The organism is Photorhabdus kleinii, assembly GCF_025384885.1.
GTDB lineage: Bacteria > Pseudomonadota > Gammaproteobacteria > Enterobacterales > Enterobacteriaceae > Photorhabdus > Photorhabdus kayaii.
Map to the genome: position 1 here is coordinate 1 of NZ_JAJAFY010000022.1, position 11,382 is coordinate 11,382.

At 35.4% G+C, this 11,382-nt stretch carries 10 protein-coding genes and 1 pseudogene; 8 read left to right on the forward strand and 3 right to left on the reverse strand.

Annotated elements, in window-relative coordinates; translation table 11 throughout:
• Positions 1-180: 180 nt before the first annotated feature.
• Positions 181-1,434 carry a dicarboxylate/amino acid:cation symporter gene (locus LG003_RS11970; RefSeq protein WP_112876308.1) on the reverse strand — a complete coding sequence of 418 codons (1,254 nt, stop codon included), beginning with the start codon at positions 1,432-1,434 and terminating at the stop codon, positions 181-183.
• A gap of 490 nt (positions 1,435-1,924) precedes the next feature.
• On the opposite strand from LG003_RS11970, the gene ybfF reads away from it, so the two are divergent.
• Positions 1,925-2,686 (forward strand): esterase, encoded by a 762-nt coding sequence (gene ybfF / locus LG003_RS11975; protein WP_370446036.1) that lies wholly within the window; start codon positions 1,925-1,927, stop codon positions 2,684-2,686.
• 26 nt (positions 2,687-2,712) lie between these two features.
• On the opposite strand, the pseudogene LG003_RS23455 reads toward ybfF, so the two are convergent.
• Together LG003_RS23455 and LG003_RS11980 are read right to left on the reverse strand one after the other, a co-directional pair.
• A pseudogene (locus LG003_RS23455) lies at positions 2,713-3,033 on the reverse strand (hypothetical protein); the annotation flags it as partial.
• Positions 3,034-3,490: 457 nt separating this feature from the next.
• Positions 3,491-4,507, reverse strand: a complete 1,017-nt coding sequence (locus tag LG003_RS11980; protein WP_112876311.1) for a formamidase — start codon at positions 4,505-4,507, stop codon at positions 3,491-3,493.
• 442 nt (positions 4,508-4,949) lie between these two features.
• Between LG003_RS11980 and vapB the strand changes: the two genes are divergently transcribed.
• The 7 genes from vapB to LG003_RS12015 all read left to right on the forward strand — a co-directional run bounded on the left by vapB (position 4,950) and on the right by LG003_RS12015 (position 11,204).
• Entirely contained in the window at positions 4,950-5,168 is a 219-nt protein-coding gene (gene vapB, locus LG003_RS11985; RefSeq protein WP_112876312.1) for a type II toxin-antitoxin system VapB family antitoxin, read from the forward strand.
• Positions 5,161-5,565, forward strand: a complete 405-nt coding sequence (gene vapC / locus LG003_RS11990) for a type II toxin-antitoxin system tRNA(fMet)-specific endonuclease VapC (RefSeq protein WP_112876313.1) — start codon at positions 5,161-5,163, stop codon at positions 5,563-5,565. Before vapB ends, vapC begins: the two co-directional genes overlap by 8 nt.
• 629 nt (positions 5,566-6,194) lie before the next feature.
• Entirely contained in the window at positions 6,195-7,178 is a 984-nt protein-coding gene (locus LG003_RS11995; protein ID WP_112876314.1) for a class I SAM-dependent methyltransferase, read from the forward strand.
• Between the two features lie 7 nt (positions 7,179-7,185).
• Complete coding sequence (locus LG003_RS12000) at positions 7,186-7,560, forward strand: cupin domain-containing protein (protein ID WP_112876315.1); 375 nt, start codon at positions 7,186-7,188, stop codon at positions 7,558-7,560.
• A 1-nt stretch (position 7,561) separates the two neighbouring features.
• Complete coding sequence (locus tag LG003_RS12005; protein WP_158537748.1) at positions 7,562-8,629, forward strand: pyridoxal phosphate-dependent aminotransferase; 1,068 nt, start codon at positions 7,562-7,564, stop codon at positions 8,627-8,629.
• A complete protein-coding gene (locus LG003_RS12010) occupies positions 8,622-9,953 on the forward strand; it encodes an MATE family efflux transporter (protein WP_112876317.1) in 1,332 nt (443 codons plus the stop codon). Before LG003_RS12005 ends, LG003_RS12010 begins: the two co-directional genes overlap by 8 nt.
• Positions 9,954-9,965: 12 nt before the next feature.
• Entirely contained in the window at positions 9,966-11,204 is a 1,239-nt protein-coding gene (locus LG003_RS12015; RefSeq protein WP_262980813.1) for an ATP-grasp domain-containing protein, read from the forward strand.
• The last annotated feature ends 178 nt before the right edge of the window (positions 11,205-11,382 follow it).

An 11,382-nucleotide genomic window follows, 5' to 3' on the forward strand; every position in this document is an offset into this window, starting at 1 on the left:
GCCACTACCTGAGTTATTCACACTTTAGATCCCAATAAATTGAAAGTAAGTTACGTATGCATATCAGCGGGAGAATAGTATGAATTGCTGCTGGTCTTCATTGATTAGAATTCATGCCGACACAAGGCCGGCATTATTTTATTAATTGGTCATCGAATAGATAAAAACTTAAAAATTTACTTACTTGGCATTTAGCACTTCGTTTAATTTGCCTTCATCAAGCTGACGACAACGTTTCGCGACCACAATCGTTGCAACACCATTACCAATTAGATTCGTTAAAGCTCTGGCTTCTGACATGAAACGATCTATTCCCAGTATTAATGCCAGCCCTGCTAGTGGTAAATGCCCAACAGCAGAAATTGTCGCAGCTAATACAATAAACCCACTACCTGTTACGCCAGCAGCACCTTTAGAAGATAAAAGTAATACAACCAATAGCGTTATTTGATGCACAATATCCATATGAGTATTTGTTGCTTGAGCAATAAATACCGCAGCCATTGTCAGGTAAATGGAGGTACCATCCAGATTAAAGGAATATCCCGTCGGTATCACCAATCCAACAACAGATTTCTGGCATCCCGCTTTCTCCATTTTATCTAACATACGCGGCAATGCTGATTCAGAAGATGATGTTCCCAATACAATTAATAACTCTTCTTTAATGTAATTAATAAACCGGAATATACTAAATCCTGTCGCTTTTGCGATTGTCCCTAAAACAAATATGACAAAAAGAATACAGGTGATATAAAAGCAAACTATTAATTGTCCTAATTGTACCAACGTACCAATACCATATTTACCGATGGTAAATGCCATTGCACCAAAAGCGCCTAAAGGAGCCAATCGCATTATCATATTGATAATACCGAAAATAACATGCGAAAAACCATCAATAATATTAAAGATTGATTTCCCTTTCTCTCCTAAACGATGAAGCGCAAAACCAAATAACACAGCAAATAATAAGACCTGCAAAATATTACCACTGGCAAACGCCCCAATGACACTGGCCGGAATAACATCAAGTAAAAATGCTATTATCCCTTGTTCAGCAGCCTTCTCCGCATATAGGGATACCGCTTTAACATCTAACGTAGAGGGATCAATATTCATCCCAGCACCAGGCTGCATAACATTGACAACAATTAGCCCAATAATCAAAGCAATTGTGCTAACTATTTCAAAATACACCAGTGCAATAGCACCCGTTTTACCAACAGCTTTCATACTTTCCATACCTGCAATGCCGGTTACAACAGTACAGAAAATAACAGGAGCAATAACCATTTTGATTAATTTAACAAATCCATCACCCAATGGCTTCATTTCTGTACCAAGCTCTGGATAGAAATGCCCCAGAAGTATACCGATAGTTATTGCGAGCAAAACTTGAAAATAAAGACTCTTTAGTAAATTTTTCTTCACTTCTTAATTCCCTAATCCATAGTATAAATCAGATTCTATTTATTCTTATTAGAACGATGTAGTTTTTGTTAAATGTACTTTATACCTTTATTTAATAAAACATAAAGTAAATTTTCATCATTTTTTCACAAAAAATTAAAATTAACACACAATTTTTTAAGATACAGATCACATAAACACACAATCAATAACCTCACTAAGATGATTGAACCAATAATCATCTCACAAGTTATTTAAAACTTTCCATTTAAAAATATTATTTACTCGAAGAATGTTTATTTTTCAATCCATTAAGTATTACCATAAAAAAATTAACAAATTTTTGATACATGAACATTTTGAAAACGATGTAATCATAAAAAATTATTAACTATAATTGTACAGCTTGGTTGCTTTTTTATAATTTAAGCAACAATATACACGGCATGATATCAATACCTGAAAGAAAACAATTCTCATCATGAAATTAGACAACCCGTTAAATTACCATATGCAGATACCGGAAAATCCGCTCTCTTCTACCCCTGTGGTATTAATCCATGGGTTATTCGGTGATCTCAATAATCTTGGGGTTTTGGCTCGTGATTTGCAGCAATACTATCCCGTCATTCAAGTCGATGTACGCAATCATGGTCTATCTCCACGGGCAAACAACATGGATTACCACGATATGGCACAAGATGTTATTTCCCTGCTGGATCATCTGCAAATTCAGTCCACCCTTATTATTGGTCATTCAATGGGCGGTAAGATCGCGATGGCAATGACCGCATTAGCACCAGAGCGGATAGAAAAAATTGTTCTTATTGATATAGCCCCCGTTGCCTATCAGGTTCGCCGTCATGACCAAATTTTTACCGCACTGAACAAAGTGACAGAAGCCGGAGTGAAATCCCGTCAAGACGCTGCTAAGATTATGCGAGAAAATATTCAGGAAGAAGGTGTCATTCAGTTTTTACTAAAATCATTCCATCAGGGGGAATGGAAATTCAATTTACCGGCATTAATTAACCAGTATGAAAAGATCATCGGCTGGCAAGAAATCCCTACATGGCCTCGCCCGGCCCTGTTTATTCGTGGTGGCCTTTCCTCTTATATCCAGGAAGAGTACCGGAATGATATCACCAGACAATTTCCACAAGCCAAAGCTTGGATTATCGCTGGTTGCGATCACTGGGTTCACGCAGAAAAACCAGACGCAGTGTTAAAGGCAATTCATCGTTTTCTTAATACCAATACGGAATTAATGTAGGAAACCGATTAATTAGCGATAAAAATATCAAATTCACTGAACTTCGAAATCGCCGCGGCTATCAAGTGATCATCGCCCTCTCCACCGTTGATGACTGCATGGTAGCCCATCAGTTTTATCACATCATGGCCAGAACAACCGTCGATCCGATTGTCATTGCCAAATACTCTGGCAAAATCATTGCTTTCACCTAACTCAATCTGGTTATTATTACCGATGGTGACAACATAATCCTGACCGTTACCCGCATCAATCAGACTACCTTCGCCAAAGACAAATGCCTGGTCATCTCCTCCGCGGGCATAAATGTAGCCACCAAATCCAATGGCATCAATGTCATTATCATCAGCGAAATAATTCCCGGTAAAGAAATAATCTCAATTCAATTAAATTTATATTTTATATATCCAATTTACACAAGAATTAAAACTATTCTCAATCATCATATAGATGATTAATCCATTCAATAAATTAATGTTAAACTAGTAATACAACCAATTAATAAACACAATGGGATTAATAAAAATATAATGAAAAATCACCTTGCTATAATAGTTATCCAATAAAATATTTATACTATTTTCAATTCCAAAAAAAGATTCAAATCAATAAATATAGGACATAATGGGAGGTAAAATATCACCGGCCAATCCGATAATCATTACATCCTATATTTCCACAATACCTTTCATACCAGAAGAATGCCAGACTCACCACTTTTCCACTACGCTTTAAGTTTACACAGGATGGAAAGAATAGCAGCATCGCAGCGCTTCTATGGTGCTACATTATCAGCCTCTCAGCTTACTTATCAATTTTCGGTAATGGCCCCAATTTCACACCTTCTGGATAATATTTCCAGCCATCACGAATACGGATATTTTCATCCCAAGGTAGTTTATATTCACCGTTTGCTAAATCACGCACCCAAGTCAAATAATTAGCTCTCTCTCCTCCAGGTTTACCAACATAACCTCGACAACCAAGATTAAAAATACTGTTCTCTAACGCCCAGTTCTCACGAGCCTTATCCGCCAAACGCGGGAACAGTTCAGCAGTGACAATTTCCCACGGATTACGCTGCCCTTGCTGGATAATGTTACCGTCATAATTACAAATCGTACCTTCACCGAAATAATAAAAAACCTCATCGTAACCTGCCAGATTAACCGATACGGTATACATTAAGTTCTGCCAAGCATTAGTGCGGTTAGTCCAGATCCATTGGTCGTTGACTTGGGTAGAATAACCGGAAATGCGGATAAAAACGTTACAGCCTTTATAGGCAGCTTCACGCGCCAATTCTGGAAACATACCATCGTGACAAATACATACCGCCAGCTTTGAACCTTTAGGCCCCTCACAAACCGGCATACCCAAATTACCCGGCATCCAGGGTTCAATCGGCACCCAAGGCTGCAACTTGCGGTAATGCAATACAATCTCACCGTTGCTGTTAATAATTATCGCAGTGTTATAAGGTGGCTGCGACGGATCTTCATTATGTTCCATTACTGAAAACACACCCCAGATATCGTTGCGAATACAAGCTCGACGAAAACAGTCAACTTCTGGACCGTCCAGCGATAATAACATTTCATCATAAGTCCAGATCTTGGTATTTAATCCCTGAACGGAATATTCAGGAAATACAATAAAATCCAAGTCAGGATAACCGGTTTTAGTTGAATCGATTGTTTTACAGATCTGCTGCACTTGAACCTGAATATCTTCAGGCCCCTTAATAATAGGAACAGGATATTGAATAGCGGCAATTAATAACGCTTCATCCCACGCACTGACACTTCCGGTACTGCCCATAAAGACCTCTGAATGAATAGTAGTTATTAAAATTGAATGACAAGTTTCATCGTTATACAGACAAATAGAACGTTATCTTTACCCGTCGTTAAGCGATTTCACTAATGCATAATAGCGTCTCTTTTGTTCACAAAAATGCGATCTGTAACATTAAATAAGAAAATTAATAACTTTGTAGTAAAGAGTACCGCTATTAATATTAGGGTTAATTTGTCCTGAATAACTTTGCAAAATAGTCGAACACTTTGAAGGAACTCAATCCGGTTTAAGCGATATGAGGAGTTATAAAAAGATCCCAAACGATCTGTTTGGCCTTTACAACATGTTAACCATCAGCAATCAGTCACCATAGACCTTACCCATATTTGATTTTATGCTATATACTCGTGATATATAGCAATAATTAAAGAGGTGTGCCATGATATATTAAAGTAAAGTTTTTATGAGCAACCGAACTCAGAATGTGAGGTTACCCGCAGATATCCGTTTCCCTGATAATGTAAAAGAAGTTACTGTTAGGTCAAGAGGCAAGGAACGAATTATTGCGCCCATACAAAATACATGGGATAGTTTTTTCCTGTCTGATCAATCTGTAACTGACGATTTTTTACCTGAACGTCCTGATCAAGTAACAAGTGAAAGAGAATCTTTCGATGATTAAGTATCTGCTCGATACTAATATCGTGATTTTCGCGATAAAAAAGCGCCCTCAATCCATTCTGCCTAAATTCAATAAGAATACAGACCACATGGCTATTTCTACGATCACGTTGGCAAGACTGATTTTTGGGGTTGAAAAAAGTGGAAATCCTGAGAGAAATTTGGCAGTTATAGAAGATTTTATTTCTCGATTAACTATTCTTCCTTATGACGAACAAGCCGCATTTCACTATGGAAATATTCGTACATCACTAGAAAAAATCGGAAAACAGATCGGAGATAACAATCTGCATATTGCAGGGCATGCAAGAAGCAAGGGGTTGATAGTTGTTACCAATAACACAAAGGAATTCAATAGGGTCGATGGATTAAGAGTGGAAGATTGGACACTAGATTGACAACACTAAGCAAAATCTGCCCCTGTGATTAGCCGGGGCAAGATTTTATGAGAGTTTGTTATTACTTAGTTTTTAACGATTAACTTTCGCAATAGTAATCAAACAACATTTTAAACTTATATTATTTGTGACATTCCTATTTTGACATATAACCAAAATCAACATACTGACAATAAATTAACTCATTAATATGATCATAAAAAAACAATTAAACTTTATAATTAACTCTATTTAATAACAAAACCCTAAATCAAGGACAAATCATCAACCCTGCTTACCAATTCGTTAAGAAAAACCACCAACCTCAATGATAATAACCACAAAAATACTTAATATTATCAATAAATTATATGTCACAACATGATTTAACTAATAAAAAACTTTACATTTTTATACGTATAATGTATGAATATTTAAGATGGAATTGGGCAAATAGTGGGAGGAATCATGATCTTTTAATAAATAAAAGGCAATATCCGCTGCTTTTATTTCCTTCTTATTTATCCCATTCCAAATTGTTGCAATATAGATCTGTAGAACAATATGATTAATTATTGGCATACCATGTTGTTGTGTAATGCTTTAGCTTTTTCAATTGACATTATATGCAATGAATAAGGAAAATCACCATGTTGGCATCAAATTTATTTAATGGTTATATTGGCTCCAACCTATGTTACCACCTTGAGAAAGAAGGTATATTTGAATTATTCGGAAGCAACTCTTCATTCGATAAGTCTATTCTGAAAGAAAAAAATTTTGACAACCAAAAAATAAAAATAATTGAATCCCTTATTTCATTCTCAACAAAATTTGGTTTTTTTGTTGATTCTGATGAAGGGAAAATTAGCCTGACTCCATTAGGCATGGATATGAGGAAAAATGTTGGATTTTTCACTTGGTCTATAGGTGGCTATGGGAATTTCATGCGAAACTTTACAGACCTCAAAGATGAGAAAAATAATTCATTATATAGTCTGATTGATGGAGCTAACGTAGCGTTAGGATCTCGGCAAGCAAATCGTGAATACATGTGGAATACAATAATTAAGGAATTAAAAAGACTAAATATAAGTAAAATAGTAGATTTAGGTTGTGGTGCAGCTGGAGCTTTAATCGACATTTGTAAGATTTTTAACAAAGTAACGGGCTTAGGTATTGATATAAGCCATAAAGCTATTGAAGCGGCTGAAGTTAATATAAGAAATAATTCTATGGATGACAGAATTTGTGTGGTTAATCAGAACGTAATGGAAGCTACCGATGATGCTTCATTAATAGCCACATTCGAAACTGTTGATACAGTAATTTCCTTCATGATGCTGCATGATTTGTTTAACATCAAAGATCCTGTGGACGTTCTTCGAACATTACAAAAGACTTTTCCAAAAGCAAAAAGATTTCTCCTGGCAGATACCTTTATGTCAGATGAAAATACAATCACCAAAGAAACTCCCATATTTATTTATGGTTTTGAATTCGTGCATCACTTTATGAATATAAGGATTTACAAGAAAGAAGAGTACATAGATTTCTTCTCCAAAGCTGGTTTTGAAATTGAAAAAATTCAATATTTGAATGTTCCTAACACTTACCTTTTCACTCTGAAGTGAGGCTTATATGGATTTTTATAATTGCGCGCAAAATCTACCGGTAATGAAACCTGTCGTAGGTCATGAGAACAAGGTTCCCTTCTTTATAACTAAAGAAATGTTCGGGGGTGTACCTTTCGAGCTTGCAGGCGGCGATATATCAAAGTTAGTGAATAAACCTGTCGCCGCATTACACAAACATGAAGTTGATGAAATATATTTCCTAATTTCTCCTGAGCCAAACGAAGCTGTCATTGATGTAACAATAAATGGAGAAACAAAGACATACTCCTCTCCTAGTGTTATTCATGTACCAGCTGGAATAGAACATCAATTCATTACAAGAAAGGCTAGTAAGGGATGTTACTGCTTTGGCATATTATATGGTTCCAAGGAGGTTTGAAATGAATAAAAATATGGATTTCAACACCAGTGATACCCATATATCTCATCGACTACATTTGAACGAAAGTGATAGCAATAACTTACTTAATCTTAATCATGTTTTTTTAAATGAATTTAAAAAGATTAGTATCTATCCATATCCAGGCAATATAGATCTAAAAAACAAAATATCCTATCACTGTAGAGTTTCACCTGATATGGTGGTTTTAGGAAATGGTATAGATGAAATAATTCTTCTCTTAAGTTTAACTTTTTTAAAAAACAAAAAGACTATATTGACCAGTGAGGCCACATTTCCCGGTTATGAGACATCAGCAAAAATTGTCGGGGGAAATGTTATATACGTTCCTTTAAATGATATGAGATGTAGTATTGCTAATTATCAGAAAAATATTGCTAGCGATGTTATTCTTGCTTATTTATGCAACCCTCACAATCCGACTGGAAGTATAGTAAGCGTAAATGAAGTTATCAATTTCATTGAGATAATGAATGATAAAAGAGTTATCCCCATCATTGATGAGGCTTATATTCAATTTTTTGATGAAAATAAGAACTCTATTCTAAAATATATAGCTAATGGTGGAAGGGCTATTGTGTTGCGGACTTTTTCCAAAGCATATGGCCTTGCTGGATTACGGGTGGGTTTTGCGGTAGGCCCTAAAGATTTAATTCATGCTGTCTCCTTAACTGCTCTCGCCTTGCCATTTAGAATAAACCGTTTCGCTCAAAGGATGGCTTCTGAAGTTCTTGCCAGTGATATTTTATCCATCAATGTAAGAACAGTGAGAAAGTTAATATCCACTATTGAATTATCATTTAGTAAGTCTGAGGTGACATATATACCATCCTCTACTAACTTTGTATGTTTTAAACCCCCTATGGGAAATACTGATTTTCTTATAAAGGCAGAAAAATTTGGAGTTATGGTTCGTGATTGTGGTCTTTTTGGACTCCCAGGTTGGATACGAGCGTCAGTAAGCAATAAAAAAGATGTCGATTGCCTTTTATTTTTATTAGATATTACTTCTTGTGAAGAAAACCAATCTGGTGATGTGAATGAATAACAGAATTAACTTCAAATCATATCAGCAAGTTTTAATTACTGCCTTCCCTTTTATTTTGCTTATGCTTTCACAAAGCTTAAATAGCATTATTGATATGTTCATTGTAGGTAGGATCGGCATGAATGCCATCGCCGCTGTTGGTCTTTGCGGATTTATTTTCTCGATAATGACCAGTTGTGTAACTGGTATAACCATAAGCGTTCAAACTGTAGTTGGTAAGAGCATTGGTGCTGGAAAAATAAATCAAGGTATTAATGCGCTTCATAGTGCAATATTTGTTGCTATAGTTTTAGGTATATTAATCATAGGCTTAGGTTTTTTTATCCCAAAATTCATAACACTGTTTATTCATGATGAAGTTTTAGCTTCTAACTGTATAACTTACCTTCAAGCTCTAGTGTTAGGTGCTCCAGCTATAGGGATTGTCAGGGCTTTTCGAGGTTACTATGGCGGGATCGGTGAGAATAAAATGAGTGTATTAATAATCTTCTCTACTTATTTTTTTAATTTCTTAATAGGTTTTACACTCGTTTCCTTAGGGTATGGAATCAGAGGTGCTGGATTGGGAACATGTTGTGCTTTTTATATAGGTGCCTGCTTGTTTTATTTCAGTGGATATTTTATAGATTCTAAATATCGTTTTTTTAAAGTTACTAAAATTTTTGAACAGATCGGTGAGATATCAAAACTTTCTTTCTATGCAGGTATACAGCAACTCTTCTTTTCGGGTGGGTTTGCAGTCATGTTCATTATTGCTAGCCAAATGAATTCTTCCGCTTTGGCAGTGATAACAGTTCTCAATAATCTTATTCTGCTAAGCATCACACCGTTAATCGGAATGGGAATGGCTTCTGCGGTTTATGTGAGTCGATCTCTTGGAGCAAATAAATATAAGGATGCTAAATCGTGGGGTAATATTGCGGTAAAGTTAGGCTTTGGAATATTCACTATTCAACTCTTCATTTTGATAAATCCACATTACATTATGGGTTTATTCATAAAAGATAATTTTATAGTAAATAATTATATAGGATTGTTTAAAATAACGGTATTGTTTGTTTTTTCTGAGGTTTTTGCTCAAATATTAAAATTCTCTATGTTTGGAGCAGGTTTCAACCGGCAGTTGACAATGGTTACTGTGCCATTGCAGTGGTTTTTTTTCATACCGTTAGCTATTTATCTTTGTCTTTTCAAAAATCATGGCATTGAAATACTATGGTTTTCGTTTCTCGTGTATCGTTTAATTGAATCAATATTCATGCTGATTATTTGGTTAAAAGAAAGTTGGGTTCCTGCTAAGTTTCCTAAATCCGCTGACTGCTAAGGTGTGTATAAGATGAATTTGCTTATTATTGATTTTGAATCCTCTAATTCTAACCCTGTAAGTGAATGGTATAAAGATCACAATTGCTATTTAATTACCTCTATCGAATCATTAAGGCTAATGAGCAATGAAGTGATTTCATCGTTTAAGAAAGTTGTTGGTATTGAAAGTTTACATCCAGATAATGATGACCTTATTTTTTATCATGCAGAAAAGTTGAGAAAAGAAACGGTCTTTGATTACGTTATAGGGGTCAGAGAGTTTGACTTATTATCCGCTGCTTACATAAGAGATAAATGGGGTCTGTCAGGTGCAAGTGTCGAGGCAATAGAAGCATATAGAGACAAAGGTGTGATGAAAAAGATTTTGGAAAGAAATAATGTTTCCATCCCTAAGTTTTCATTGATAAAAAATGCTCTAGATGTTATCAAATTCATTGAGGAGCATGATTATCCCGTCATACTCAAACCACGAACTTCTAAACGTGCACGAGGCATTTCAATACTGAAAAATGACAATGATCTCCATAATTCTTTATATATTGGATTAAAGAAAAATTCCGAAGAGCTAATTAATATGATGGTCGAGGAATTTGTTGATAGCCCAATGTATCATGTTGATGGAGTTGTCTTAAATAATCAGATAAGATTTATTTGGCCTTCATTATATGTGTCAAATTGCATGGACTTTCAGGATGGAAACTATATTTCAAGTTGTTTGTTATTACCTGAGGATAAACTGTTTGATAGAATAATAAAATATGTAAGAAAATGTATTGGGGCACTTCCTTCACCTGTGAATTTTGCTTTTCATGCAGAAGTTTTCCTATGTTCTGACGGAAGTTTTAAATTATGCGAAATCGCTGCTCGTGCAGGCGGTGGGCCAGTAATGACTGCGATAGAAAATATATTTGGCATCAACCCACAAGAGATTGCATTTAATGCTTACATTGGTAATGTGTCAAATGAACAGCTTGACTCTATCAATATTAGGCCAAGCTCAATTTGCGGATGGATAATTATACCAAATAAATTAACCAACTCTTATATTTATAATATTCCTGAATCTTGCCCTTTCCCTCAAGTTACAAGCTATAAAACTTTTGCTAAGGATGGAGATTATTTTTCTGACGAGCGCCAAGTTATAGCTGAAATCACTATAACTTCATCAACTTCGAATGAAGTTAAAAACCTTATCGCCGAGATTATGGAATGGTTCTATAGCCAAATTAATTTTAAAGCAGTTAATTAAGTTGACCTGAGGTTTGTTTAAGAAGGGAACTAAGAGCCTATCCCAATAGGCGTAATTGTAAAGTGCGGTCAAAAGCTAATGCTTTTGTCTGAGCACTGCCCAAGTTCGCTCTTTATGGCAAAGAAGGGCAAATAAAATAGTCCTATTAGGATAGGCAGTAAGTGCCTGAGGCTTAATC

Coding starts and splice junctions, on each gene's coding strand:
- ybfF (WP_370446036.1), top strand. CDS start 1,925: ATGCAGATACCGGAAAATCCGCTCTCTTCTACCCCTGTGGTATTAATC.
- LG003_RS11980 (WP_112876311.1), bottom strand. CDS start 4,507: ATGGGCAGTACCGGAAGTGTCAGTGCGTGGGATGAAGCGTTATTAATT.
- vapB (WP_112876312.1), top strand. CDS start 4,950: ATGAGCAACCGAACTCAGAATGTGAGGTTACCCGCAGATATCCGTTTC.
- vapC (WP_112876313.1), top strand. CDS start 5,161: ATGATTAAGTATCTGCTCGATACTAATATCGTGATTTTCGCGATAAAA.
- LG003_RS11995 (WP_112876314.1), top strand. CDS start 6,195: ATGTTGGCATCAAATTTATTTAATGGTTATATTGGCTCCAACCTATGT.
- LG003_RS12000 (WP_112876315.1), top strand. CDS start 7,186: ATGGATTTTTATAATTGCGCGCAAAATCTACCGGTAATGAAACCTGTC.
- LG003_RS12005 (WP_158537748.1), top strand. CDS start 7,562: ATGAATAAAAATATGGATTTCAACACCAGTGATACCCATATATCTCAT.
- LG003_RS12010 (WP_112876317.1), top strand. CDS start 8,622: ATGAATAACAGAATTAACTTCAAATCATATCAGCAAGTTTTAATTACT.
- LG003_RS12015 (WP_262980813.1), top strand. CDS start 9,966: ATGAATTTGCTTATTATTGATTTTGAATCCTCTAATTCTAACCCTGTA.